Source organism: Clostridium sp. CM037, assembly GCF_055081095.1.
Window position 1 is genome coordinate 1,731,656 of record NZ_CM143650.1, and the last position, 26,698, is coordinate 1,758,353.

Annotated in this window: 24 protein-coding genes; 22 read left to right on the forward strand and 2 right to left on the reverse strand. The window is 32.0% G+C overall.

Annotated features, from left to right (window positions below; all coding sequences use genetic code 11):
• The first annotated feature begins 110 nt into the window (after window positions 1-110).
• Window positions 111-1,106 carry an asparaginase gene (locus tag ACWJKP_RS08255; RefSeq protein ID WP_165413678.1) on the forward strand — a complete coding sequence of 332 codons (996 nt, stop codon included), beginning with the start codon at window positions 111-113 and terminating at the stop codon, window positions 1,104-1,106.
• A 149-nt stretch (window positions 1,107-1,255) separates the two neighbouring features.
• Complete coding sequence (locus tag ACWJKP_RS08260) at window positions 1,256-2,611, forward strand: NCS2 family permease (RefSeq protein WP_165413679.1); 1,356 nt, start codon at window positions 1,256-1,258, stop codon at window positions 2,609-2,611.
• Between the two features lie 382 nt (window positions 2,612-2,993).
• Here the strand turns inward: ACWJKP_RS08260 and ACWJKP_RS08265 are convergent, their stop codons facing one another.
• Window positions 2,994-4,529 (reverse strand): transposase, encoded by a 1,536-nt coding sequence (locus tag ACWJKP_RS08265; protein ID WP_224578683.1) that lies wholly within the window; start codon window positions 4,527-4,529, stop codon window positions 2,994-2,996.
• Between the two features lie 188 nt (window positions 4,530-4,717).
• Here ACWJKP_RS08265 and ACWJKP_RS08270 point away from each other — a divergent pair, with 188 nt between their 5' ends.
• The 17 genes from ACWJKP_RS08270 to ACWJKP_RS08350 all read left to right on the forward strand — a co-directional run bounded on the left by ACWJKP_RS08270 (window position 4,718) and on the right by ACWJKP_RS08350 (window position 21,201).
• Window positions 4,718-5,950, forward strand: a complete 1,233-nt coding sequence (locus ACWJKP_RS08270; RefSeq protein ID WP_462961486.1) for an aminotransferase class I/II-fold pyridoxal phosphate-dependent enzyme — start codon at window positions 4,718-4,720, stop codon at window positions 5,948-5,950.
• Window positions 5,951-6,290: 340 nt separating this feature from the next.
• Complete coding sequence (locus ACWJKP_RS08275) at window positions 6,291-7,169, forward strand: YicC/YloC family endoribonuclease (protein ID WP_165413680.1); 879 nt, start codon at window positions 6,291-6,293, stop codon at window positions 7,167-7,169.
• Between the two features lie 14 nt (window positions 7,170-7,183).
• Window positions 7,184-7,456, forward strand: coding sequence for an extracellular matrix/biofilm regulator RemA (gene remA / locus ACWJKP_RS08280; RefSeq protein WP_165413681.1), 273 nt, complete (start codon window positions 7,184-7,186; stop codon window positions 7,454-7,456).
• Window positions 7,456-8,067 (forward strand): guanylate kinase, encoded by a 612-nt coding sequence (gmk, locus tag ACWJKP_RS08285; RefSeq protein WP_165413682.1) that lies wholly within the window; start codon window positions 7,456-7,458, stop codon window positions 8,065-8,067. Before remA ends, gmk begins: the two co-directional genes overlap by 1 nt.
• The gene (gene rpoZ, locus ACWJKP_RS08290; RefSeq protein WP_165413683.1) at window positions 8,060-8,278 is read left to right on the forward strand and encodes a DNA-directed RNA polymerase subunit omega; all 219 of its coding nucleotides are present in this window, start codon (window positions 8,060-8,062) and stop codon (window positions 8,276-8,278) included. The genes gmk and rpoZ overlap by 8 nt, the downstream gene beginning before the upstream one ends.
• 1 nt (window position 8,279) lies before the next feature.
• Entirely contained in the window at window positions 8,280-9,470 is a 1,191-nt protein-coding gene (gene coaBC / locus ACWJKP_RS08295) for a bifunctional phosphopantothenoylcysteine decarboxylase/phosphopantothenate--cysteine ligase CoaBC (protein WP_165413684.1), read from the forward strand.
• 48 nt (window positions 9,471-9,518) lie between these two features.
• Window positions 9,519-11,720, forward strand: coding sequence for a primosomal protein N' (priA, locus tag ACWJKP_RS08300; protein WP_165413685.1), 2,202 nt, complete (start codon window positions 9,519-9,521; stop codon window positions 11,718-11,720).
• Window positions 11,721-11,760: 40 nt separating this feature from the next.
• On the forward strand, window positions 11,761-12,213 hold the full coding sequence (def, locus tag ACWJKP_RS08305) for a peptide deformylase (protein WP_165413686.1): 453 nt from the start codon (window positions 11,761-11,763) through the stop codon (window positions 12,211-12,213).
• Between the two features lies 1 nt (window position 12,214).
• Complete coding sequence (fmt, locus tag ACWJKP_RS08310; RefSeq protein ID WP_165413687.1) at window positions 12,215-13,144, forward strand: methionyl-tRNA formyltransferase; 930 nt, start codon at window positions 12,215-12,217, stop codon at window positions 13,142-13,144.
• A 16-nt stretch (window positions 13,145-13,160) separates the two neighbouring features.
• The gene (locus tag ACWJKP_RS08315; RefSeq protein ID WP_165413688.1) at window positions 13,161-13,838 is read left to right on the forward strand and encodes a zinc metallopeptidase; all 678 of its coding nucleotides are present in this window, start codon (window positions 13,161-13,163) and stop codon (window positions 13,836-13,838) included.
• A 27-nt stretch (window positions 13,839-13,865) separates the two neighbouring features.
• Window positions 13,866-15,194: a 16S rRNA (cytosine(967)-C(5))-methyltransferase RsmB gene (rsmB, locus tag ACWJKP_RS08320; RefSeq protein WP_165413689.1), complete on the forward strand. Its 1,329-nt coding sequence runs from the start codon at window positions 13,866-13,868 to the stop codon at window positions 15,192-15,194.
• 12 nt (window positions 15,195-15,206) lie between these two features.
• Window positions 15,207-16,253: a dual-specificity RNA methyltransferase RlmN gene (gene rlmN / locus ACWJKP_RS08325; protein ID WP_165413690.1), complete on the forward strand. Its 1,047-nt coding sequence runs from the start codon at window positions 15,207-15,209 to the stop codon at window positions 16,251-16,253.
• 2 nt (window positions 16,254-16,255) lie between these two features.
• On the forward strand, window positions 16,256-17,008 hold the full coding sequence (locus tag ACWJKP_RS08330; RefSeq protein WP_165413691.1) for a Stp1/IreP family PP2C-type Ser/Thr phosphatase: 753 nt from the start codon (window positions 16,256-16,258) through the stop codon (window positions 17,006-17,008).
• Window positions 16,983-18,977: a Stk1 family PASTA domain-containing Ser/Thr kinase gene (pknB, locus tag ACWJKP_RS08335; RefSeq protein WP_165413692.1), complete on the forward strand. Its 1,995-nt coding sequence runs from the start codon at window positions 16,983-16,985 to the stop codon at window positions 18,975-18,977. Before ACWJKP_RS08330 ends, pknB begins: the two co-directional genes overlap by 26 nt.
• A gap of 70 nt (window positions 18,978-19,047) precedes the next feature.
• Window positions 19,048-19,917, forward strand: coding sequence for a ribosome small subunit-dependent GTPase A (rsgA, locus tag ACWJKP_RS08340; protein ID WP_165413693.1), 870 nt, complete (start codon window positions 19,048-19,050; stop codon window positions 19,915-19,917).
• Entirely contained in the window at window positions 19,914-20,564 is a 651-nt protein-coding gene (rpe, locus tag ACWJKP_RS08345; protein ID WP_165413694.1) for a ribulose-phosphate 3-epimerase, read from the forward strand. The genes rsgA and rpe overlap by 4 nt, the downstream gene beginning before the upstream one ends.
• 1 nt (window position 20,565) lies before the next feature.
• Window positions 20,566-21,201: a thiamine diphosphokinase gene (locus ACWJKP_RS08350; RefSeq protein ID WP_165413695.1), complete on the forward strand. Its 636-nt coding sequence runs from the start codon at window positions 20,566-20,568 to the stop codon at window positions 21,199-21,201.
• A 724-nt stretch (window positions 21,202-21,925) separates the two neighbouring features.
• Here the strand turns inward: ACWJKP_RS08350 and rpmB are convergent.
• Complete coding sequence (gene rpmB / locus ACWJKP_RS08355) at window positions 21,926-22,117, reverse strand: 50S ribosomal protein L28 (protein ID WP_165413696.1); 192 nt, start codon at window positions 22,115-22,117, stop codon at window positions 21,926-21,928.
• A 194-nt stretch (window positions 22,118-22,311) separates the two neighbouring features.
• Between rpmB and ACWJKP_RS08360 the strand changes: the two genes are divergently transcribed.
• The 3 genes from ACWJKP_RS08360 (at window position 22,312) to recG (ending at window position 26,642) form a co-directional block, all read left to right on the forward strand.
• The gene (locus ACWJKP_RS08360; protein ID WP_165413697.1) at window positions 22,312-22,662 is read left to right on the forward strand and encodes an Asp23/Gls24 family envelope stress response protein; all 351 of its coding nucleotides are present in this window, start codon (window positions 22,312-22,314) and stop codon (window positions 22,660-22,662) included.
• Between the two features lie 10 nt (window positions 22,663-22,672).
• Complete coding sequence (locus ACWJKP_RS08365; protein ID WP_220285908.1) at window positions 22,673-24,316, forward strand: DAK2 domain-containing protein; 1,644 nt, start codon at window positions 22,673-22,675, stop codon at window positions 24,314-24,316.
• A 289-nt stretch (window positions 24,317-24,605) separates the two neighbouring features.
• Window positions 24,606-26,642, forward strand: coding sequence for an ATP-dependent DNA helicase RecG (recG, locus tag ACWJKP_RS08370; protein ID WP_462961487.1), 2,037 nt, complete (start codon window positions 24,606-24,608; stop codon window positions 26,640-26,642).
• Window positions 26,643-26,698: the final 56 nt, after the last annotated feature.

Here is a 26,698-nt window from a genome sequence, read left to right on the forward strand (position 1 = left end):
AATTCATTTGCTAATATTTGTGTGATAAGCTATTTAAGGTTATAATTATTTTACAGTTTAAAAATAAACAAAAAAATATCTGTTTTTAATAAGGGTAGGAGGAATTTTAATTGAAAAAAGTTGTGGTTATTTTTAATGGAGGAACAATCTCTATGACGGTTGACCAAAGAATAAAGGCTGCGGTTCCAACGCTAAGTGGAGAAGAAATAATGTCTATGGTTACGGGAATTGAAAATTATGCAGAAATAGAATCACATACTTTTTCAAATTTACCGGGACCTCATGTGACACCGGAACTAATGATGGATTTATCTAAATATATACAAAGTTTTTTATGTAGAGACGATATATGTGGGGTTGTAGTTACTCATGGTACAGATTCACTTGAGGAAACAGCGTATCTGTTACACCTAACTATTGATAATCCAAAGCCTGTAATTGTTACAGGATCAATGAGAAATAGTTCGGAGCTTGGATATGATGGCCCAGCAAATTTATCAGCTTCCATCTGTACCGCTATTTCGGAAGATGCACGTAATAGGGGCGTATTAGTATGTTTAAATGACGAACTTAATTGTGCTGGAGAGGTTACTAAATCACATTCAATGCACTTAAATACTTTTCAGAGCCCAGAGTTTGGACCAATAGGGATTATAGATAATAATGAAGCAATATTCTATAGGGAAAGTTTAAAAAAAGAACATATTATAACAGAAAAAATAGAAACTAGAGTAGATTTAATAAAAGCTTGTGCTGGGATGGATTCGAAATTAATTGACTTTTGTGTGCAGCAAGGGGCAAGAGGGATTGTTATTGAAGCTATGGGAAGAGGAAATATTCCACCTAAAATGGCGGATGGAGTAAAATCAGCTATAGAAAATGGAGTGACAGTAGTTATGGTATCTAGATGTTTTAAAGGACGAGTATTAGATTCTTATGGATATCCAGGTGGTGGAAAAGAACTTAGGAATGATGGTGTGATTTTTGGAGATAGCCTGCCAGGCCAAAAAGCTAGAATTAAACTTATGCTTGCACTTGCAAGTACAACAAGGAGAGAAGAAATTAAATGTATATTTGAAAGCGGTCGGTACAAAAGCCGAATTTAAAAAACAAATTAAGCTTAAATATTCGTGATGGTATTGACGTACATGCCTATTTTTGTTATTATGTTTGTATAAAAGTAAAATAACCACTATGGTTTATTAATAACCATAGTGGTTTTATTTTGTATTGCAAACACATGGAGGGAAACTAAATGGAATATTTTAAATTGAAAGAAAACGGAAGTGACGTAAAAAAGGAAGTTATTGGAGGGATAACTACATTTTTAACCATGGCATACATTATTGCGGTTAATGCAAACACATTAGGTAATCCTGGTGTAGGAATGCCTGTACCCGCTATAGTAACAGTAACTTGTTTAACAGCGGCTTTCGCTACTATATTTATGGGGTTATATGCTAACTTGCCCTTTGCTTTAGCACCAGGAATGGGATTAAATGCATTCTTTGCATATACTGTAGTAATAGGAATGAAAGTTCCGTGGCAAGTAGCATTAGCAGCTGTCTTTGTAGAAGGAATTATTTTTATTATATTATCATTAACTAATGTTCGCGAAGCTGTAGTTAATGCTATACCAACAACTTTAAAATTGGCAGTTACCGCAGGTATTGGACTTTTCATTGCATTTATTGGTTTTGTAGATGCTGGTATTGTAGTTACTAATAAAGCAACAAAGGTTTCTATGGGTAGTTTTAGAAGTCCTACAGTATTAATAACTGTAATAGGAGTAATTATAATAGTGGTGTTGTCTAAAAAGAAAGTTAAAGGGGCTATATTATGGGGAATAGTTGCAAGTACAGTATTGGCTTGGTTATTTGCAATAATATTACCAGAAGCTGCAGCAACTTATAAAATAGGTACACCACAAGGTATATTTAAATTTGAATCAATAAAACCAATTGCAGGTAAACTAGATTTTTCATACTTAACTGATACAACTAGAATATTGGGATTTATGACAATAGTCTTAACGTTTTTATTTGTTGACTTTTTTGATACTGTAGGAACTTTAGTAGGAGTTGCTTCAAAGGTTGGAATGCTTGATAAAGATGGTAAGGTAAAAAATGCTGGACGTGCGTTACTAGTAGATGCCGTTGGTACTACTGTGGGAGCTTTTCTTGGTACATCAACTGTAACCACTTTTGTAGAAAGCTCAGCGGGAGTTGCAGAAGGTGCTAGGACTGGACTCGCTTCCGTTGTAACAGGAATATTATTTTTAATAGCAATGTTCTTTTCACCTTTGTTCATTGCAATACCATCATGTGCAACTGCACCTGCTTTGATAATTGTAGGATTCTTTATGATGGAGAATATAGTTAAAATAGATTTCAGTGATTTTACAGAGGGAGTTCCTGCTTTCCTAACAATCGCATTAATGCCTTTGACTTATAGTATTGGAGATGGTTTAACTATAGGTATTCTTTCTTATGCGGTGTTAAACCTAGTAAACAATATATTTACTAGGGATGCTAGTAAAAAGAAGAAGGTTTCAGTTGTAATTTATATCTTAGCAGTATTGTTTATTATCAAATTAATTGTAACTGGTTAAATTATCTGTAAAGCAGTAATAATATGTGTATTATGAATATACTAGAGCATGATAGTATAACTTATCGTGCTTTAGTATATTTTTTAACGAAAATTTAGAAGTCATTAATATTGTAGTTTTGAATATGATAAATAACTCCGACAGTGATTTAACGCGGATAAGTAAAATAACTGTAACAAGGTTAGTGCCGCCCGAATAACATAATAAAAGAAATGAGTGTACTCGAAAAACAATAATTAACAATTCCCATATTTGAGGAATAAAAGTATTTATTTGGATGAAATGCTATACTTGAATTAATAGTAGGCATGATAAAAAGGCTTTTTTATACACTATTTTAAAAAAGCCGTAGGCTGGTTATTGAGTTAAAACTGATTATAAATTAGGCAGCTATTTTCTTGAAAACCGGGAAGATATCAGCAATTGTTACCTCTTTTTCATTAGCCCAAGCATCTATAAAACAGCAAAATGCACCAAGAAATACTCTTGTTATTCTGCGACCAACGGAATAGATAATCGCTTTTTCAGCATGGAAGTCGTTGTTTATTCTATCCCAACACCTTTCAGTAGTTGAACGTCGTTTATAAAGAGATTTCCATTGCTTTGAACCTCTTAGTATAGGAGTAAAATATCTTGGATTATCTAATGTTTTAGTGTAATAAATTTTCTTGCTTTTAATAGGACATTTTTCACAGTGGTCACATTGAACTGGGAATAACCATTTATGCCTAAATTCCTTACGGACGATTCCCCAATTACGAAGCTGATGTCCACAAATTTTCCCATGAGGAATGCCCTTATCGTCAAGTTCAACAAAATCACTGCCTGATGAAGGTTTTAAAGAACGTGAATTTAAATCAATAATAGGATTTATTCCATAATGCATGCATAAAAGATAAAATGCATTAGCATCATAGGCAGAATCTAAGGCTACGGAATAGAATTTAATTTCAGGGTATAAATCTACAATCTCTTTAAGTGCATAAACACCGGTAACAGAATCATGCCGTGCTGCACTAACAAATTTAATATGGATAGGTAGGCTGTAAAAACTATCACAGGCAGTGAACCCGTGATAAGTTTGACCATAGTAATAGTGTTCATTAAAGCTATCCCAACCCCAGCTAGCACTGGGATCGGTAAACTTTCGATAACAAGCACAATGCTCTCCTGGTTTAAGTTTGCAATCACAAACTTTTTTACCATAAGGCGAAGCCTGTGTAGGCATACAAGTTCCATCACCAGCAATATTTAGTTTAGAAGGGTCACCCAAAATGCCCATTGATAAGGAAGGAATAACAAATAATTCCTTAAGTATGTTGTTCATTTTGGATTCTATTCTGTCAGAAAGCTTAGAATTATCATATTTTAAGATTCTTTTAACTAAACGTTCGACTACACCAGATTTGGAGTTATTCATCTTTTGGTTTTTCTTTTGTTTTTTACTTGGTTTACGTTTCAATTTACGCAGTTTGGATTTATATAGGATTTTATCCTTATGAATCAGCCTATCCATAAAATCATAAAAAGTACCTATGCCAGGTATTTGATCAGCAACTATGCCTTCGGCTTTAAAAGGCGAGTAGCAAGCAGGGATAAAGCCTGACAGAATTGCATAAAACGGTTCTGAACGTAATGTCTTTATCCAAGATGATATGCTGGTTTCTTTACAATAAGCCATAATAATAAGTGATCTGAGTAAAGCTACCGCATCTTTGGGCGGAGCCCCTTGATTGGATTTAGAATAAGCACTTTGTATTAGAGGGACAATTCCGGTTAGGTCGGCAGACCAGATTTTTGTTATTATTGAACTACGCTCAAACAAAGTAATTTCTTGATTATTTTGAATAAAGAATTTTTCTAGAAATGTTTCAACAAAATTTTGATATTGAGTATGTGAGGCCTTAACAGTTAACATAAAAATCACTCCTTATAAATGAAAAATGGTAATAATATACAAAATTCATTTTGCGAAATTTTTACTGCTGTCAAGTCTTATTTAAAACTATTTAATTAAAAAAAATCGATAATACTAGGGATAGCTTAGACTATCTATGCTACCCGAAAGATATAAAACCCGAAGAAATTCTGGGGTGAAGTTGATATATGAATAAAAATGAACCTAGAATTAGCAATGGCTTGAGAGTTTCCGAGAGTACTAAGAAATATATAAAGGGTGATATTATGAAAATAAATAATAGACTATCCAATGTTTATGAATATCATTTTAAAAAGATTAACGATAAAAAAAACGAAGCTTTGCTGAATGGGAAAAAAATTATTGACCTTAGTATAGGGGATCCAGATTTAACAGTTCATTCAAAAATTACCGATGCCTTAATAGAGGGATTAAAGGATGATAGATATAATAATTACCCTCCCTACGATGGGTTAATGGAACTTAAAAAAGCAGTTATAAGGTACTATAATCAGGTTTACAGCGTAAGTCTAAGTTTGGATGAAGTAATAATTCTTATAGGATCAAAAGAAGGTATAAGCAATATAATACCAGCTGTATGTGATATAGGGGATTGTGTAATAGTGCCTGAGCCTGCATATCCTGTTTACAGTACTTGTTCAAAACTCTGGGGTTGCGTGCCATATACTGTAGCCCTAACACAAAACAATGGATATATGATGAATCTTGAGGTCATCCCCGAAGAAATTGTTAAAAAATGTAAGCTTATTTTTATAAATTATCCCAATAATCCAACAGGTGCAGTAGCGAGTTCTGAGTTCTATAAGAGGATTATAAAGTTTTCTTATGATAATAATATTGTTTTATGCAATGATTCAGCATATAATGAAATAATTCAAGTAAATAAAAAAAATATAAGTCTTATGCAATATGATTTAAAAAGGAAATGCGTAGAGTTTGGAACTTTATCTAAAACATACAATATGACAGGGTATAGAATAGGGTATGCTGTAGGTAATGCTAAGGTAATAAACTCTCTTTTAAAGATAAAAAGCAATTGTGACTCTGGTCAATTTATTCCAATTCAAAAGGCTGCTATTGCTGCTCTTAATTTAGAACGTGATTATATTCATAATACAAGAAAAATATATGATGAAAGACGTGAAGTTGCTAAAAGTGTTTTGCTACAAAAGAATGTTGATTTTTTTGATGCAGAGGGCACTTTTTATTTGTGGTGCAAAACACCTAAAAATTATACAACAAATGAGTATTGTGAAGAATTATTGGAGAATTATGGGATTGTGGTTACGCCTGGAAATGTATTTGGAAAACTTGGATACGATTATTTCCGTATAGCATTGACTAAAGATAAGCTTATTATTGAAAAAGCTTTAAAATCTCTAAAAAAATGTGGTGATTAATATTATTATTGGTATAATATAAATTATATAGGAAATATTTTAATATAAGGATGAGCTGTTTTTAAAATAAGTCGATTTATAATTTGATAACATTTCAGAAGGAAAATATCCTACTTATATAAGTGGGAGGTACATACTATAACAAAGAGAAAACTTCAGTAGAAGTATAAATTCCCTTCTGAATTCGTTAATATTGAATCACTTAAGTGAGAATTTAAAAGTATTTTTTTTATATGAAAATCGTAATAAAGTGAGAACTTATAATTTTAGCTTGAAACTTAGGTGATAGTTTATGTATAATTATAAAGATTCACAATGAACATTGGAAGGATGCGTTGTTATGATTAGGAGTATGACTGGGTTTGGAAGAGGAAGTTGTGAAAAAGATGGTAAAAGCTTTACCATAGAGATTAAAAGTGTCAATCATAGATATTTCGAAACTAATATAAGAATGCCTAGAGTATTAATAGCGTTTGAGGATAAAATTCGGAAGATAATTGGTGAAAAAGTAAAAAGGGGAAAGCTTGATGTTTTTGTAACTCAAGGGAATTATGATAAGGAAGATGTTGAGGCTTATTTGAATGAAAAATTAGCTGAAAGCTATATAAACTGCTTTCGAACATTAAAAGATAAATATAATCTGGATGGCGACATTCTAGTTGACACAATAGCTAGATTGCCGGAGGTAATAACTCTTAAACAAAAGGAAGAAGAGGGTTCAGAAACTTTTGATCAGATTGAACAATCACTAAAAAAAGCTCTTGAAGCTCTTCTTTTTATGAGAGAAAGAGAAGGCCAAAAATTATTAGCGGATGTTATCATTAAATGTGATTTAATCAATGGGTTAGTTGAAAAAGTCAAGGAAAGAGCACCGTTTATTGTTTGTGAGTATAAAGAAAAACTAGTTCAAAAACTAAATGCTTTGCATAAAGAAGTAGGGTTTGATGAGAATAGAGTTGCCATGGAAGTTGCAATTTTTGCTGACAAAGCTGGAATTGATGAAGAAATTGTAAGATTAAATAGTCATATAGAGCAAATGAAGGAAACTTTAATTTTAGACGAACCAATTGGCAGAAAGCTTGATTTCATTATTCAAGAAATGAATAGAGAAACTAACACTATAGCATCAAAAGCAAATGATTTAGAAATTTTAAATACAGTAATTAATATGAAAAGCGAAATAGAAAAAATTAGAGAACAAATACAAAACATAGAATAAACAGGAGGCACACGATGAGTATAAAATTGATAAACATAGGTTTTGGGAACATTGTTTCAGCAAACAGATTAGTAGCCATAGTTAGTCCTGAATCGGCTCCAATTAAAAGAATAATTCAGGAAGCGAGAGATAGAGGTATGCTAATTGACGCCACTTATGGAAGAAGAACCAGAGCAGTTATTATAACTGATAGTGATCATGTTATTCTATCAGCTGTTCAACCTGAAACTGTTGCGCATAGGTTATCTGTTAAAGATGATGAAAGGTTAGACGAGGTTGATGAATAATGAGGAGTAAAGGACAGCTAATTGTTATTTCAGGCCCTTCTGGTGCTGGTAAAGGGACTGTATGCAAGGCGCTTCTCGAAAAAAACAATTTTTGGATTTCGGTCTCTGCGACTACAAGAAGCCCAAGAAGCGATGAAATAGAAGGAATAAACTATTATTTCATAACTAAAGAGAAATTCCTAGAAAAAATCGCATTAGAAGATTTTCTTGAATACGCAGAGGTTTATGGAAATTGTTATGGTACTCCTAAATCTGAAGTTCTAAAAATATTAGATGGCGGTAGGGATGTAATACTAGAAATAGATATTCAAGGCGCACTTAAGGTGAAAAGGGCTTATCCAAGTGGCTTATTTATTTTCATTCTTCCACCGTCTATGGAGGAATTGAAAAATAGAATTACAAATAGGGGCAGTGAAACGCCAGAGTCCTTAATTACTAGATTTACATCGGCGCATGAAGAAATTAGTTTTGTATCAAAATATGATTATGCAGTTGTAAATGACACTGTAGATAATGCTTGTGAAAAAATTCAAAGCATTGTAATTGCAGAAAGATGTAGAGTCGATAGAATGAATGGAGATTTTCTAAAGGAGGAAATTAGTAATGAATAATTCAATGATTAACCCATCAATAGTAAATTTATTAGAAAAAGTAGATAATAGGTATTCGTTAGTTGTAGCAACATCAAAAAGAGCAAGACAAATAATAGAAGGTCAAAGCCCACTTGTACAGGTAGATTCCACAAAGCCAGTTACTATATCTATACATGAAATTTATGAAGGAGCTATTGTGGCGATGACAACAAAAGAAGGAATAAAATAGTATGGAAAACAAAAAGACAGTAGTTATTGGTGTAACAGGTGGGATAGCAGTATATAAGGCTTTAGATGTTATTAGTAGATTAAGAAAAGAAAATATTTGCGTACATGTTATCATGACTAAAGCGGCGTCGGAGTTTGTAACCCCTCTAAGTTTTCAATCTATGAGTCAGAACATTGTCATTCATGATATGTTTGATGAGCCTAAAGCATGGGAACTACAACATATATCTCTTGCTAAAAAAGCAGATCTATTTGCTGTAATTCCAGCAACGTCCAATATAATTGGTAAAGTTGCAAATGGGATTGCAGATGATATGTTAACTACTACTATTATGGCAACAAAGGCACCAGTGATTTTTGCTCCAGCAATGAATGTCAATATGTACAATAATCCAATACTGCAAGGTAATATTCAAAAGCTTAAGGCTTTTGGATATGATTTTATTGCGCCAACATCAGGAAGACTCGCCTGTGGGGACATAGGAGAAGGAAAGTTAGCACAAACTGAAGATATTTTTGAAGAAATCATGAGCAAGTTGTATCCTATAAAAGATATGAAAGGCACTAAAGTTTTAGTTACAGCTGGGCCTACAATTGCGCCTATTGATCCTGTAAGATTTATAACAAATAGGTCAACAGGCAAAATGGGATATGCAATTGCGAGAGAAGCTAGAGATAGAGGGGCAGTTGTAACTTTAGTATCTGGACCATCTGGTGAAAAAACACCTTTTGGTATAAATGCCATAAAGGTTAATACTAATGAAGAGATGAGAACTGCTGTAATAGATAATTTTTACGATAGTGATATAGTTATAAAAGCAGCAGCTGTATCTGACTTTAAGCCTAAAACATACTGTAGTAGCAAAATTAAGAAAAGTGGAAATGGATTAAACTTAGAATTTGTACGTGATAATGATATTTTAAAAGAATTAGGATCGCTTAAGAAGAATCAAGTATTAGTGGGTTTTGCAGCTGAGAGTAATGATTTGCTACAAAATGCGCAATCAAAACTTCTTAAGAAAAATTTAGATTACATAATTGCCAATGATATAACGGGAACAGATATTGGGTTTGGAACTGAAGATAATAAAGTGATTATTTTAAGCAAAGACAATAGTCCAATAACAATAGACAAAATGCCAAAAAAAGAAGTTGCTAGGGAATTGTTTGATTTAATAAATAAAAAGCGCTAATGCGCTTTTTTATGTTATATAAAATCATAAAATTAAAAGGGTGATTAAGTGTATCAGTATGCTGGAGTTGTGGTGAATAATGATTCGGTTCAAGTGGATAAGGTTTTTACATATAAAATACCTATTAGATTAATAGGCAGTGTCCATTTAGGATTTAGAGTTAAAGTGCCATTTGGTAGAGGAAACAGGACAGTGGACGCTTTTGTATTGGAACTTTATAAGCAATGTGAGAATGTGAAGAATATTAAGGAGATAACAACTATATGTGATGAAATGCCACTCCTTAAAATAACTGATATTGAACTTGTAAAGATTATGAAAAAAAAATACCTTTGTACATATTTGGAATGCATAAAAGTTATTATTCCAAGAGGTATAACAAAAGGTATAAAGAATAAGACGATGCAAGTATTAACTGCGAGCAAGGAACTAGAAGGAAAATTTTTAAATGAACCTTACAAAAATATTTATGAGATAATACAATTAAATAATATGAAATATAATAAGACTGAGTTCAGTAAAAATTTTAATAAATCACTGTCATCAATAAATACAATGATTAAGCATGGATTCTTAACCACGCAAGAGGTTATAATTAATAGGTATAGCGAAAAAAACTATTCTAGGTATGAAGAAAAAACACTAAATGAAAGACAACAGCAGTCAGTTGAGTTTATAATAAATTCTAAGGCGAAAAAATTCTTGATACATGGAGTTACAGGTAGTGGAAAGACTGAGATATACATGAATTTAGTTAGTTATATGTTAAAAGAGAATAAGCAGTCTATAATACTTATACCAGAAATATCGTTAACCCCACAAATGGTTGAAAGGTTCAAAGGTAGATTTGGACGTGATATAGCAGTTTTTCATAGTAGGCTATCAGATGGTGAGAGGTATGACGAATGGATGAGAGTAAAGCTCGGAAATGTTAAAATTGCTATTGGGGCAAGGTCAGCTATATTTTTACCTTTTGAAAACTTAGGATTAATTGTTATAGATGAGGAACATGAAGCGAGTTATAAATCCGACAGTAATCCAAAATTTGATGCTCGTGAAATAGCTTATATGAAATGTGAACTAGAAAATTGCAAATTAATATTGGGGTCAGCTACTCCATCTATTGAAAGTTATTATAGGTCTACCATAAAGGAATTAGAATTAATTACTATTAATGAGAGGGCAGATGGTGCTGCCATGCCAAAAGTAGAAATCGTTGACATGCGCGAAGAGTTAATGAATAACAATCGTTCAATATTTAGTAAGCCACTGCATGAGGGTATTATTGAATCTCTAAGCAGAAACGAGCAGGTGATTTTGTTTTTAAATAGAAGAGGTTTTTCGACCTTCGTATCCTGTAGGAAATGTGGTTATGTTTTCAAATGCAAAAAATGTGATATATCATTAACCTACCATAATTCAAGTGAATACCTAACTTGCCATTATTGTGGAGAAAAAGAAAAAATAAGTAAAACATGTCCTAATTGTGGAAGTAGTTATGTTAAATATTTTGGAGTTGGAACAGAAAAAATTGAGCAAGAAATTAATAGGATTTTTCCAAGTGCAAAAACTCTAAGAATGGATTTTGACACAACTCGGAAAAAAAATTCTTATGAATATATATATAATACCTTTAAAAATAAACAGGCAGATATTTTAATTGGAACTCAGATGGTTGCTAAAGGATTAGATTTTAAAAATGTTACTTTAGTAGGAGTAATAGCTGCGGATTTATCATTGAATTTACCGGATTTCAGGGCTTTTGAGCGGACGTTTCAACTACTTACTCAAGTCTCAGGAAGAGCAGGTAGAGGTAAGAAAGAAGGCAAGGTAGTTATCCAAACATATAATGCTGACAATTTGACCATACAGTATGCAGCGGAGAATGACTATGATAGTTTCTATAAAAATGAAATCATGATGAGAAAAGTTATGGACTATCCACCTTTTACAAGTATTCTAGTCATAACTATGAGTTCTGAGGATGAAAATTTGTTAATAAAAAGTACACAAAATGTTGGTGAAAATTTAAAATATAAGATTAAAAACAATGATAAAATTACATTGCTAGGTCCATGCCCTTGTGGAGTTTCAAAAATTAAAAATTTCTATAGATGGCAAATTATAATTAAAGGAAATATTGAACAAACAATTGCAGAGGAAATAAAAAAATCGGTTTATGAATTGCTTAAGAATGTTTATACTAGTATACGAGTTAGTATAGATATTAATCCAAGTAACATGATCTAACAGCACCTTTGGTGATAATTAATGACAAGGAGGTTTTCGTATGGCTATAAGAACGATTAGAACCTATGGCGACGACATATTAAGGAGAAAAAGTAGAGTGGTAGATGAAATTAACCCTAGGATTCTATTATTAGTTAAAGATATGAAAGAAACTATGTATAAGTCTAAGGGAGTAGGGCTTGCTGCACCGCAGGTTGGCATTTTAAAGAGGATAGTAGTTATTGATGTTGGTAATGGACCTATGGCAATTATTAACCCACAGATTGTAGAAATACAAGGTTCACAAATAGACAATGAAGGTTGTTTAAGCATACCAGGAGTACAAAAAAATGTAGATAGGCCAGAAACAGTAAAAGTGAAGGCATTAAGTGAAAATGGAGAAGAGATAATAATAGATGGAGAAGGTCTTCTTGCAAGAGCACTCTGCCATGAAATTGATCATTTAGATGGGATATTATTTATAGACAAAGCAATAGAGGGTGAGGAAAAATAATATGAAGATAATTTTTATGGGTACGCCAGAATTTTCAGTGCCATCCCTTTCGCAACTTATAAATGAATTTGAAGTTTCTGCTGTTTTTACTCAGCCTGATAGACCAAAAGGAAGAGGTAAAAATTTAGCAATGTCCGCTGTTAAACAGTTAGCTGTGACTTATAATATACCGGTATATCAGCCTTTAAGACTCAGAAATAATGAAGAAATGATAGAAATGATTAAAAACTTAAAACCGGATTTTATTGTAGTAGTAGCGTTTGGACAAATCCTTCCAAAGGAAGTGCTTAGTATTCCTAAATATGGATGTATAAATCTACATGCATCTTTATTACCCAAATATAGAGGCGCGGCTCCTATAAATTGGTGTGTTATTAATGGTGAGAGTAAAAGTGGAAATACAACAATGCTTATGGATGTTGGTCTTGATACAGGTGATATACTTTTAACAGAGGAAATGGAACTGCCAGGTGTTATGTCTGCGGGAGAATTGCACGATATTCTTATGAATAGCGGAGCACAACTTTTAGTTAAAACAATAAATGGTATAGTAAGTAACGAAATAGAGCCAGTTAAACAGGAAAATGAATTTAGTTCATATGCTTCTAAGTTAGGCAAAGAAATGGCAAAGATAAATTGGGAATGTAGTAATGTTAATATTCATGATTTTATAAGAGGATTAAATCCATGGCCAATTGCATATACTCATTATGAGAATACAGTAATGAAAATATATAAGTCAAAAGTAATAAACGAACAATCAAATAAAATGATTGGAAGTATTATAGAGGTTTCAAAAGAAGGATTAAAGGTAGCGACTGGTAGTGGTGTTTTACTTATTGAAGAGATACAATTTCCGGGTAAGAAGCCTTTAAAAGTAAGGGATTATATAATAGGAAATAAGATAAATGAAGGTTCGATTTTGAAATAAGAAGGGGTGAAATAATATGCTTTTTTATGATAATACTATGGTTGTATTATTGCCAGCTATAATTATATCAGGCTTAGCACAACTTAAAATTAAGTCTTCATTTAGTAAATACTCAAAGGTAAATAGTGCAAATGGATATACAGGGGAGAAGGTAGCTAGAATGCTACTTGATGATGCGGGGCTTTTTGATATACCAGTGGAAATAGTAGGTGGAAAGCTTACTGACCATTACGACCCTTCTAAACGAGTTATGAGGCTCTCCAAGGAGGTTTATAATGGGACAACAGTTGCAGCTATAGGGGTTGCGGCTCATGAAACTGGGCATGCGCTTCAAGACAAAGAAAAATATGCGCCTTTAAAAATAAGGAACGCTATAGTGCCAGCAGTTAATTTTAGTTCTAATGCATCCTGGTTACTATTTTTAATAGGAATAATTTTAAGTGTACCTTCTCTAGTAAATATTGGAATTATATTATTTTCAGCAGTGGTAGTATTCCAGTTAATTACCTTGCCAGTTGAATTTAATGCATCTAGTAGAGCACTTACAATTTTAGAATCCAAAAGTATACTTTATGGAGATGAAATAAAAGGAGCTAAAGCAGTATTAAGTGCAGCCGCTATGACATATGTGGCTGCAACACTTATGGCAGTTTCTCAGCTTATACGTCTTGTTCTTTTAAGTCGCGATAGATAAAATCAAATAGAAAATTGAGGTAATAACATGAACAATAGTAGGTTAGTAGCAATTGTAGTTATAGAAAAAGTAATAAATGAAAACGCTTATTCTAATATAGTTTTAGGTCTGGAACTTAATAAATCCGATTTAAATGATAAGGATAAAGCGTTAGTTACAGAAATAGTTTACGGTACTTTAAAATATAAATACACAATAGATAAAATATTGAGCAGTTTTTTAAAAAAAGGCTTTGAAAGGGTAGATAGTTTTGTTTTAAACATATTAAGAATATCAATATATCAAATTAGGTTTTTGGATAAAATACCAAGTTTTGCTGTGGTTAATGAGGCTGTAAACTTAACAAAAAAGATGAGTAATGTAGGAGCGGCACAATTTGTTAATGGAGTACTTAGAAACTATCTAAGGGGCGACACCGCGGTGTATTATAATGAAAAAAATGATATTGAAAGATTATGCTTTGAGTATTCCTTCACTAAGGCTTTAGTTAAACTCTTTATAAAGCAATATGGGATTGAAAGCGCTGAGAAAATTCTAAGTGGCTTAAATCAAAAACCTGATGTTACAGTTAGAGTTAATACTCTGAAATTAACTTATGAGGAAATATGGGAAAAACTTATAGAAAATGGGTATAATATAGAAAAAGGCTATGCGTGTTCTGAGGCAATACGAATTATTAAAGGGAAAAATATAGAGAATAACCTTTTATTTAATGAAGGAAGTATAACAGTCCAGGATGAAAGCGCAATGCTTACAGCTCTTTCTATGGACCTTTTGCCAAATCTAGAAGTATTAGATCTTTGTAGTGCACCAGGTGGAAAGACAACACACATTGCAGAAATTATGAAAAACACAGGACATATTTTTGCATTTGATTTACATGAAAATAAGTTATCATTAATAAAACAAAATTTAAATAGAATAGGAATTGTAAATACAACTTGTGATGTTATGGACGCTACAATTTATGATCCAAGTTTACTTCAATCTGCAGATAGGGTACTTATTGATGTACCTTGCTCTGGTCTTGGAATTATTAGAAAAAAACCTGAGATAAAGTGGAGTAAACATATAAAAGACATAGAAAATATAATTCACACACAAAGAAAAATAATGGAGAATGCTTCAAAATACATAAAAAAAGGTGGAGTACTTGTATATTCAACATGTACCCTTAATAAGGAAGAAAATGAAAGCAATATTGAATGGTTCCTAGAGTCTCATTCAGAATTTAAGATTGAACCAGTATTTTACGGTGAATTTGATAATATAAACTATAGTGATAAAGGGTATGTTACTATATTACCTAATGAATACATGGATGGATTTTTCATAGCCAAAATTATAAAATCATAGTAGGTGTATAAAATGATAAATATATTAGATATGAATTTAGTAGAGTTAAAGCAATGGATGAAAAGTAATGGGGAAAGTGAATTTAGAGCTAAGCAAGTATTAGACTGGATTTATAAGGGAATATGGGAATTCGAAAATATGAATAATATTCCGCTCAGTATAAAAGAAAAGTTAAAAAATAATTTTTACATAGGAATACCTGAGCTCGTAGAGGAATATACTTCAAAACAAAATGATACAAGAAAATATCTTTTCGCTTTAAACGATGGTAATTTAATTGAATGCGTTGTTATGAAATATAAACATGGGAACTCTATATGCATATCGACTCAAGTTGGATGTAGGATGGGATGTAAATTTTGCGCATCTACCATTGGAGGAATGATTAGAAATCTAACTCCAGGGGAAATGCTAGCTCAAATAATGAAATCACAGCATCTAATTAATGAGCGAATTTCTAATGTTGTATTAATGGGAAGTGGGGAGCCATTTGATAATTTTCATAATGTAATAAAATTTCTTGAAATTGTGAATTCAGAAAATGGGTTAAATATTGGTCAAAGACATATAACTATTTCTACCTGTGGTATCGTACCAAAGATTAAAGAGTTTGCTGATATTAACTTGCAAACGACACTGGCTATTTCACTTCACGCATCTACGGATGAGATTAGAATGAAGAGTATGCCAATTGCAAATAAGTATTCTATTGCAGAAATTATTGATGCATCTAAATACTATATAAATAAGACTAATAGACGCATAACTTTTGAATATGCTCTTGTAAAGGGTCTTAATGATAGCACGCAAGATGCAGAAAAATTAAGTGTATTGTTAAAGGATATGTTATGCCATGTTAATTTAATTCCAGTTAATGAAATAGAAGAGAATGAATTAAAAAGATCTTCAAATGATGACGTTGCTGAGTTTAAGAGGGTACTTGAAACTAATAATATCCAGACAACAATAAGGCGCGAAATGGGCCTGGATATTAATGCGGCTTGTGGTCAACTTCGGAGAAGCTATATTAAAAGTGAAAACTTAAATGAGGGGGTGTAAAAATGCTTGGGGTTTTATCTGATGTTGGAAATGTTAGAAAAACAAATGAAGACTCGGTAGGCTATTTTGAAGATACTGATTTTGGTATTTATGCTATAGCAGATGGTATGGGTGGTCATAATGCAGGAGAAGTTGCAAGTCAGCTAGCTATTAAGGTTATAATAGAATATATAAAGAAGAATCATCATGGTTTAGATCTCAAAGAAGTGCTTTCTGAAGGAATAAAATCTGCAAACAAGAAAATTTATGACATGGCAAGTGGTAATGATTCGCTTAAAGGGATGGGGACAACTATAACAATCTGCTTTAAAAAACAAAATGAAATGGTTGTTGCAAATGTAGGTGACAGTAGTTGTTATATTATTGATAATAACAAAAAATTATTAAAAATTACAAGAGATCATTCTTTGGTACAACAGCTTTTAGATAATGGTACTATAACTGAAGAAAAAGCTAGAACTCATCCGAATAAAAATATTATTACAAGGGCACTTGGAACAAATGAGTTAGTAGAAGTTGATTTATTTGATGTTAATTTGACCAATATATTCAAATGTATTTTATGCACAGATGGCCTTACTAACGATGTGACTTATTCTGAAATGTATGATATTATTATTAAAAATGAAAATGACAATATTTCTAGCTGTAAAATGTTGGTGGATTTAAGTAAATCTAAGGGTGGACGCGATAACATATCGGTTATCGTATTTGAAGGAGAGTGCAGAGATGATAGGAACCATATTAGGGAGTAGATATGAACTCCTTGAAAAAATTGGAGAGGGTGGAATGGCGATAGTTTATAAAGCTAAATGTCGTTTGCTCAATCGTTATGTTGCTGTAAAAATATTAAAAGAAGAATTTTCAAATAATATAGATTTTATGGATAAATTTAAAAAAGAGGCTTCATCCGTAGCTAGTCTCTCATCAAATAATATAGTTAATATTTATGATGTTGGACAAGAGCGAGATATTAACTACATTGTAATGGAATATATAAAAGGAAAGACTTTAAAGGAAATTATACTTGAAAATGGTAGTATGAATTATGATCAAATAATAGACTATGGAATGCAAATTGCAAAAGCACTTGAGTGTGCTCATAAGAATAACATTATACATAGAGATATAAAACCTCATAATATTTTAGTGACTGAAGATGGAACGGTTAAAGTTACAGATTTCGGTATAGCAAAAGCTGCTAGTTCTGTAACTATAACTAATACCAGCACAGTGATGGGATCAGCTCATTATTTTTCACCTGAACAAGCTAAAGCAAGTTTTGTAGATTGTAGAACAGATATTTATTCTTTTGGAATAGTTCTTTATGAGATGTCTACAGGGCAAGTACCTTATGATGCAGAAAGTCCTGTATCAGTAGCATTAAAACATATACAGGAACAAGTTGTGCCACCTAAGAAAATAAATGGTAATGTTCCTGAAAATTTGAACAAATTAATATTAAAGGCTATAGAAAAAGAACCTATAAAGAGGTATCAAACTGCGAATGAGATGTTTTTAGATCTGCAGAGAATACAAAAGAATAGTTCATATACTATCGCAACAAATAGCATGGAAAATGAATACACTAGGGTTATGGCAGCTGTAAATGTAGATGACTATGAAAAAGAAGATGATCATGAAGAAGAAAAAGAAGAAGTAGTAGAAAAAGAACAAGTAATTAAAAAACCGAAGTCTAAAAATAACAAAAAAAATAAAACGATAATAATGGCTTTTGTTGCAATAATTTTATTGATTGTTTTAGGTAGTGTTGCGGGAGTCACATTAAAGAACTATCTTACTGACAAGCAAGTTAATGTGGCAGATAAGATATTCGTGCCTAAAATTATTGGCTTAGATAAGGTAGAGGCAGAAAAATTAGTTGTAGAAAAAGGCTTGAATTTTGTAGTGGCTGGAGAAGAAAATAGCGAAAAACCCGAAGGCGAGGTACTGTTATGTTTTCCTGATGAGGGAACAGAATTAAAGGCTAAGGGTGAAGTAAGAGTTACGGTGAGTAAAGGGCCTGCAAGTTTCATAATTCCTTCTGTCAAGGGGACTGATAAAGCTTCGGCTACTGCTATTATTGAACAAAATGGATTGGTGCTAGGAAATGTAACATCTGAATTCAATGATTCCATTGCTAGTGGTTTAGTAATAAGCCAAAACCCAGATCCGGGTAGTTTAGTTCAAAAAGGCGATAAAGTAGATTTAGTAATAAGTAAGGGTGTAGAGATTAAATTAACAAAGGTTCCAAATCTAAATGACGTATCTTTGAATGATGCAGAGAGAGTATTGCAAAATGCAAATTTAAAATTAGGTGAGCGACACCCGGTGGTAACTCATGATAAGTCACTTGATGGTAAAATATTCAATCAAAGTATTGCTGCAAATACGGAAGTTACGGAAGGTAATTCTGTAGGAGTTAATTATTACAAGTATGAAGAACCTAAAAAAGAACAATTTGATGTTCCAGACTTTAAGGGGAAAACTGTTAAAGCAGCACGTGAGTCAGCTGCACAATCGAATATAAACATAGTAGTTTCTGGTAATGATGAAGATATCATTGAGTCGCAAGACAAGGAGCCAGGGACTAAGGCAAATGTTGGGGATACTATAACTTTAACATCTAAGGCTGCGGAAGTTCCAGTAACTCCTGAAACACCTCCAGCAACAACTGAAACACCCCCAGCAACAACTGAAACACCCCCAGCGACTCCTCAATAAGAATAAGTAATTACAAGATATATGAAATATATTCAAAAATATTAAATAGAAGGTAAATGGTGAGGGATATATGCAAGGAGTAATCATAAAAGGTGTAGGCGGGCTATATTTTGTAAAAGTTCAAGACAAAGTCATAGAATGTAAGGCAAGAGGGAAGTTCAGATATACTGGGCTTTCCCCTGTTATTGGTGATAAAGTGGAAATAATGCTTGAGACAGATGAGAGCAAAGGTGTAATTGAAAAGATTTTTCCAAGAGAGACTGAGATGATACGTCCAGTGGTTGCTAATGTTACTCAAGCTTTTGTAGTTTTTGCCTTTAAACAACCTGACTTAAATATGGATTTGCTCAATAAATTTCTAGTGCTTTGTGAACATTACAAGTTAAAGATAGTTCTTTGTTTAAATAAGTTGGATTTAGTTGAGCAAGTTGATGAGGGCCTTATAAAAGAATTAAAAAGCGTAGGATGTGACATAGTATTTTTAAAAGCAAAAGAGGGTGATGGACTTTCTGAACTTAAGACTAGAATAAAAGATAACATTACTGTTTTTTGTGGACCGTCTGGAGTTGGAAAGTCAACTATACTTAATAGTATACTTGGAAGAGAAGCTATGAAAACTGGAGATATAAGTAAAAAATCGCAAAAGGGTAAGCACACTACAAGGCACAGTGAACTTATTGAATATGAAGAAGGATTTTTGTTAGATACTCCAGGATTTTCAGCCTTAAGTTTAGATTTCATTGAGAAAGAACAATTACAAGATTGTTTCCCGGAATTTGAAAAACATAGATGTGAATGTAGGTTTTCTAATTGCATGCATTATAAAGAACCTAACTGTAGAGTTAAGCAAGCTGTAGAAGATAATGAAATTTACAGGGATAGATATAAATTTTATATAAAGACATTAGAAGAAATTATTGCTAGGGGGAATAAAAAATGATAAAAATATCACCATCTATACTGTCAGCGGATTTTTCAAGGCTAGGGGAACATATTAAGCAGCTAGAAGCGTGCGGTGCTGATATGATTCATATTGATGTAATGGATGGTATGTTTGTACCTAACATTTCTTTCGGTATTCCAGTTATTAAGAGCATTAGAAAACTAACAAAATTACCATTTGATGTGCATCTTATGATAGAAGAACCGTCTAGATATGTAGAAGACTTTGTAAATTCGGGAGCTGACATTATAACTGTCCATTATGAAACCGATAGGCATATTGATAGAACTATTAATTACATAAAAAGTTTTGGGATTAAAGCGGGTGTTGCATTAAATCCTGCTACACCTGTAGAATGCATAAAACATTTAATGAGTAATCTTGATATGGTACTTATTATGTCAGTAAACCCTGGATTTGGTGGGCAAAAGTATATTGAATACTGCTCGGATAAAATTAAAGAAGTTAGAGATCTTGCAGATATTTATAATAAAGACATTATGATTCAAGTAGATGGTGGCATTGATGTAGGTAATATTCAAGAAGTTGTTAATAGTGGTGCTAATGTTGTTGTGGCTGGGTCGGCAGTATTTAAGAATGATGAAATTGAGAAAAACATAAAAGCATTAAGATTAGGTATTTAACATGAAAGTCATAATAATCTCAGGAGGAAATCCACCATCACAACAATTACTCATGAATGAAATTACTGAGGATGCATTTTTAATTGGAGCAGATAGTGGTGCCAATTGCCTATATGACTATAATATAAATCCTCACTTACTTGTAGGAGATTTTGATTCTATTGATAAAGAGGCCTTGGATTATTTTAAAAAAAATAATTCTATAATAGATATTTATCCTACAGAAAAAGATTTTACTGATACTGAAATTGCAGTTAAAAAGGCTTTGAAAATGAAACCAAATGAAATAGTATTATTGGGGTGCACTGGAAGTAGAGTTGATCATCTGCTTGGAAATATTGGAATGCTAAAAAGTTGCTTAGAAAATGGCGTTAGTGCATGCATTAAGGATGAAAACAATAATATTAGGTTGATTGATGCCGGGACTTCATTAAGTGGCACCGTAGGCGATATATTCTCGGTACAATCTTATGGCGATGAAATAATAGGATTAACTATTAAAGGCGCAAAATATCCTTTAAATAATTACAATTTGAAAATTGGACAGAGTATAACTATTTCAAATGAGTTTGCAGGACCTCAGGTTCAGCTTAAATTTAAATCTGGAACGCTGATGATAATATTATCATCAGATTAATACTTCAATTAATAAATATTTTTATGCGCAAAAAAAGTATATATTACGTATAATGCATTGAAGCGAGCTTTAGAACTTCTTATTTTATTTTTAATTAAGATGCGTTAAGGAAAACATATGGTTGAGTAGAAATCGAGTTTATGTTTTTAACAGATTAATTAAAAATAAAATTAGTAGTTATTAGCGAAGTGAATGCATTAATAGTAATATATACTTTTTTATTTTTTATTTTTGGCAATATTATTGAAAGTAATTCATATAATAATATTGGAATACTTTGAGAGGGGATTAACTTACGAAAAGGTTTTATAAGTGTTTAGAAAAGCAGCTTGGAGTAATCATTGCATGTTTAGGCATAGGAATCATAACAGTAGTAATAGTCCCATTTTGGTGGTGGATAATTGTTGTAGGAGGAGGAATTGTTTATTATGGCTTTACTATAATGGATCATAACCATCATTGTTAGTGAGGTTCAGATAGATAGTGAAAGTTAGAAGAAATTTTACGGATTTCATGTTTGGGAGGTAAGAGAGATGAAAATTATGGCTATTAAGTTACCGAGATTTATATCTCGAATAATTAGATTTTTTTTAAAAAAATAACATAGAAAAACTCAGTTATTACAAAAAAAATCAGTTTTTAGAGGTGGGTTTAAAGAAAACAGCTTTTAAAGCTGGATTTAAATAAAAAATGCAGCTTTAAAAGCTGCATTTTTATTTTTTAATTATATAGCACGTTGGACTTTACCTGAACGAAGACATCTAGTACATACATGTATAGATTTAGGCGTTCCGCTAACTATAGCTTTAACTTTTTGAATATTTGGAGCCCATTTTCTTTTTGATTCACGGTGTGAGTGACTATATTGGCTACCTGAAATTACACCTTTATTGCATATTTCGCATTTTCTTGACAATGAAAACACCTCCTTGACTACGAAGAAAAAAATCTTCTCAATTGAAACACGCATAATTGTAACATGAATATTACTACTCTTGCAAGTTAAATAAGAAATTATTCGTAACTAAAGCAATTATAAAATTAATTTTGTTGAATAAATTAGTATTATACTATAAAATAATCTATATAGCGGTATAAGGAGGAATTAAAATGAAAGGTAACATTGCAAGAGAGAATGGTAATATATATTATTCAGAGGAAGCGTTAGCAAACATAGTTGGTATTTCTACAACAGAGTGTTATGGAGTTGTTGGGATGGCACTCAAAGATGCCAAGGATGGATTTTGGCAATTGATTAAGAGCGACGCTTTAAATAAAGGAGTTAAAATTAATTCTAAGGAAAACCAACTATTTATTGAATTATTTATAATAGTTGAATATGGCACGAAAATATCTGTAATAGCAAATAATATAATTCAAAAAACAAGATATAATGTTGAAAATTATACAGGACTGAAAGTTGCAGCAATAACCGTAAACGTCCAAGGTGTAAGGGTCTAGGGAGGTAGCAATGGAATACTTAAAAATTAACGGACAAAATTTTCGTAATATGGTAATAAATGCATCTAATAGGTTAGAAGAAGAAAAAGAATATGTAAATTCGTTAAATGTATTTCCTGTTCCGGATGGAGATACAGGTACTAATATGTCAATGACTTTTAAAGCCGCAGTGCAAGAAATTGAAAGTATGTCAACTAAGTCTATTGCTGAGATATCTCAAAAACTAGCTAGGGGCGCGCTGATGGGCGCAAGGGGTAATTCAGGTGTTATATTATCACAAATATTTAGAGGCATTGCAAAAGGGCTAGAAGGCGTAGACGAAGCTACTTCTGAAGAATTGGCTAAAAGCATTTTAGAAGGTGCCCATTTTGCGTATAAGGCGGTTATGAGACCCACTGAAGGTACGATTTTAACTATTATTAAAGCTGCGGGTGAAAGTGCAGTTAATAGCGGAGCAACTGAAGTAGTTGCGCTCATGCAAGAAGTTTGCAAGTGTAGTGAAATTATGCTAGATAAAACTCCAGATATGCTTCCAGCATTAAAACAAGCAAAAGTAGTTGATGCAGGTGGAATGGGACTTTTAATATTGTTTAAAGGAATGCATGAAGCTCTAAGTAATAATATGGAATCTCTAATTAGCAAATCGGAAAAGAAAAGTACAAAATCACAAACAAAAACACCTGCAGCTTTAGATATGCCTGTAGACATAAAGTTTGGATACTGTACTGAATTGTTAGTTATCGCTGAAAATGTTGATGCTAATGAATTAAAGAGATATTTAGAAAAGTTTGGAGACTCAATGGTTGTGGTTTCGCAAGATGAATTTGTTAAAATCCATATACACACAAATGATCCAGGGGTAGTGCTTTCAAAAGCAGTAACACTAGGGGAACTGTCTAAGGTGAAAATTGAAAATATGAGAGAACAACATAGAAATTTATTAGGCATTGCGGATGAGAAAGTTGAAGGACCAGTGAAAGAAAACATTATTGAGAATAAAAAATATGGATTTATATCTGTTGCGCTTGGAGAAGGAATTAAGAATATTTTTGAGGATTTAGGTGTGGACGTTGTAATAGAAGGCGGCCAAACCATGAATCCAAGTACACAAGATATATTAGAGAGTATTAATAAAGTTAATGCGGAAAATGTATTTGTATTACCTAATAATAAGAATATACTTATGGCAGCGCTGCAAGCGGTCGAACTGTCAGATAAAAATGTAATTGTTATTCCGTCGAAAACTATCCCACAAGGAATAACTGCTGTAACAATGTTTAATCCAGAAGTTAGTGTAGAAGAAAATGAAAATATATTAAAAGAAGCAATAAAAAATGTTGCAACAGCTTCTGTAACATATGCAGTTAAAGACACTGAATCTGATGGTAATCTAATAAAAGAAGGAAACATTCTAGGTTTAATTGAGCAAAAAATTAAAGAAGTTGGAACAGATATTTATAAAGTTTGCGAAGATACTATAGACAGTATGGTTACAGAGGATAGTGAGCTTATTACAATTTTCTATGGTGAAGATTGTATAATAAGCGAAGTGGAAGAATTTATTTCTGCCCTAGAACACAAATATCCGAATTTAGATATTCAACATTATAATGGAAAACAACCACTTTATTATTTTATTGCGTCAGTTGAATAAAAGCCTTAGGGCTTTTTTTCTTAGGTATTTAATGTACCTTAAAGATTAGTAACGAACAAAACTAATATTAAATCATCTCCTGCGGAGCTGCAACATCTTCGCAGAAGATGCATTGACGACTTCGAAAGGAGAGTTACCCCTTTGTAAACCTCTGGAGTAGATAACAATTCTCAATTGTTATTCCCACCACTGAAGTTTGCTATCTGTTAGGGTATGCGACTCCCACTTATAGAAGTGGGAGTCTTTCCTTCTAAAATCTCGTTAAAATCTTATTTTTGGAGTGGTATAGGTGGATATTCATAGCGATATAAAATATATAAAGGGCGTTGGACCTAAAATGGCAGAAAATTTGAATAAGTGTGGAATTTTTAACGTATTAGATCTGATATTATATTTTCCACGAGATTATGAGAATGTATCTGCGAATAAAAGCATTCTGAAATGCGCGGAAAGTGAAAAACTCATTGTAGAGTGTACTGTGCTAAATATATTAAAAGATGTTAGGTTAAAAAATAATAAAACTCTTTCTACCATAGTTTTTTGCCAAGGGGATAATAGATTCAAAGGTAAATGGTTTAATCAAACCTATGCAAAAAATAGTTTTAAAATTTCAAATAAATATATTATCACAGGCAAAGTTAATAAATTCAGGGAAGAAATCACAATTATGAATCCTAAGATAGTAAAAAATACGTCTATGGCTACAAATAACATTATTGCCAAGTATCCACTTAAAAATAATGTTACAAATAATTTTTTTAATAAAATTATATCTGACGTATTATGTGATGTTGAAATAACGGAGAATTTGCCTAAATGGCTTGTGGAAAAATATGATTTTTGTTCTTTAGATAATGCTGCTCGAAATATACATAGCCCTAAAAGCTTAGAACTCCTTAATAAATCAAAGAGAAGGCTTAAATTTCAAGAATTATTCACTTATTCATTAAAAATATTAATGCTAAAAGAGTTTATAAAATATCATAATAATGGTATTCAATTTAAAATAGCACCAGAGCTTATAATCTTAAAGGAGCAACTTCCATTTCAGCTTACTAAGGCACAAAGTAAAGTTGTAAGAGAAATTCTAATAGATCAAAAGAAGGATATAGGAATGAATCGAATGGTGCAGGGAGATGTTGGAAGTGGTAAAACTATAGTGGCTATAATTACTATGTTTAATGTTGTCAAAAATGGGTATCAGGCATCTATGATGGCACCAACTGAAATCTTAGCAAAGCAACATTATGAAGAAATTCAAAATGTATTAAAAAATTTTTCACTAAAAATACAACTACTAAGCGGAAGTGTTACAGCAAAAAATAAACAATTAATTAAACAGGAGTTAAAAGATGGAACCATTGATATTATTGTTGGAACTCATGCACTTATTGAAGATGATGTAGAGTTTAAAAACTTAGGAATGATTGTTACTGATGAGCAGCATCGTTTTGGAGTATCACAAAGAAATAGATTTTCTAATAAAGGTAAAAACATTGATATTCTTGTAATGACAGCTACCCCTATTCCCCGGACACTCTCTTTATATTTATATGGTGATTTAGACGTATCTATTATAGATGAATTACCTCCAGGCAGGCAGAAAATTGATACAAGCTATGAAAGTATGTCCTATAGTAAAAAGGTGTATGAATTTGCTTTAAACGAGATTAATATGGGGAGGCAAGTTTACATAGTTTGTCCATTGGTGGAAGAAAATGAAGAGATGAAGTTAAGTTCAGTCGAGAAGCTTTACGAAAAATTAAAAGAAGAATATTTTGACTCTATAGAAATAGGGATGATATATGGTAAAATGCCAAGTAAACAAAAAAATGAAATCATGGATAAATTTAAACTTGGAGAAATTAAAGCGCTGATTGCAACTACAGTAATTGAGGTTGGAGTAAATGTACCAAACGCTACAGTTATGATAATTGAAAACTCAGAAAGATTTGGAATTGCACAACTTCATCAACTTAGGGGACGAGTAGGAAGAGGAAAGCATAAGTCATATTGTATACTACTGGCGAATATTACAAATAATATAGTGAAAAGAAGATTAGAAATACTTATAAAAAGTAATGACGGTTTTTTTATTGCTGAAGAAGATTTAAAAAATAGAGGCGCAGGAGAATTATTTGGCATCAAGCAGCATGGTGAATCAGGGTTGATTTTATCAGATTTAATTGAAGATATAGATATTTTAAAACTTGCAAATAGTGAAGCAAAAAAGTTAATGCAAAGTAGTAATGTTGAAGACGTTAAAATAAAGGATGCAATAATAGAAAAAATCGAGCAAAGTTCTAACTACATTTGTTTTAACTAAAGAAAAAATTTCTTTGTATAAATTATATATATATGTTAAAATATTATCGAAACTGG

Coding starts and splice junctions, on each gene's coding strand:
- ACWJKP_RS08260 (WP_165413679.1), top strand. CDS start 1,256: ATGGAATATTTTAAATTGAAAGAAAACGGAAGTGACGTAAAAAAGGAA.
- ACWJKP_RS08265 (WP_224578683.1), bottom strand. CDS start 4,529: ATGTTAACTGTTAAGGCCTCACATACTCAATATCAAAATTTTGTTGAA.
- ACWJKP_RS08270 (WP_462961486.1), top strand. CDS start 4,718: ATGAATAAAAATGAACCTAGAATTAGCAATGGCTTGAGAGTTTCCGAG.
- ACWJKP_RS08275 (WP_165413680.1), top strand. CDS start 6,291: ATGATTAGGAGTATGACTGGGTTTGGAAGAGGAAGTTGTGAAAAAGAT.
- remA (WP_165413681.1), top strand. CDS start 7,184: ATGAGTATAAAATTGATAAACATAGGTTTTGGGAACATTGTTTCAGCA.
- gmk (WP_165413682.1), top strand. CDS start 7,456: ATGAGGAGTAAAGGACAGCTAATTGTTATTTCAGGCCCTTCTGGTGCT.
- rpoZ (WP_165413683.1), top strand. CDS start 8,060: ATGAATAATTCAATGATTAACCCATCAATAGTAAATTTATTAGAAAAA.
- coaBC (WP_165413684.1), top strand. CDS start 8,280: ATGGAAAACAAAAAGACAGTAGTTATTGGTGTAACAGGTGGGATAGCA.
- def (WP_165413686.1), top strand. CDS start 11,761: ATGGCTATAAGAACGATTAGAACCTATGGCGACGACATATTAAGGAGA.
- fmt (WP_165413687.1), top strand. CDS start 12,215: ATGAAGATAATTTTTATGGGTACGCCAGAATTTTCAGTGCCATCCCTT.
- ACWJKP_RS08315 (WP_165413688.1), top strand. CDS start 13,161: ATGCTTTTTTATGATAATACTATGGTTGTATTATTGCCAGCTATAATT.
- rsmB (WP_165413689.1), top strand. CDS start 13,866: ATGAACAATAGTAGGTTAGTAGCAATTGTAGTTATAGAAAAAGTAATA.
- rlmN (WP_165413690.1), top strand. CDS start 15,207: ATGATAAATATATTAGATATGAATTTAGTAGAGTTAAAGCAATGGATG.
- ACWJKP_RS08330 (WP_165413691.1), top strand. CDS start 16,256: ATGCTTGGGGTTTTATCTGATGTTGGAAATGTTAGAAAAACAAATGAA.
- pknB (WP_165413692.1), top strand. CDS start 16,983: ATGATAGGAACCATATTAGGGAGTAGATATGAACTCCTTGAAAAAATT.
- rsgA (WP_165413693.1), top strand. CDS start 19,048: ATGCAAGGAGTAATCATAAAAGGTGTAGGCGGGCTATATTTTGTAAAA.
- rpe (WP_165413694.1), top strand. CDS start 19,914: ATGATAAAAATATCACCATCTATACTGTCAGCGGATTTTTCAAGGCTA.
- ACWJKP_RS08350 (WP_165413695.1), top strand. CDS start 20,566: ATGAAAGTCATAATAATCTCAGGAGGAAATCCACCATCACAACAATTA.
- ACWJKP_RS08360 (WP_165413697.1), top strand. CDS start 22,312: ATGAAAGGTAACATTGCAAGAGAGAATGGTAATATATATTATTCAGAG.
- ACWJKP_RS08365 (WP_220285908.1), top strand. CDS start 22,673: ATGGAATACTTAAAAATTAACGGACAAAATTTTCGTAATATGGTAATA.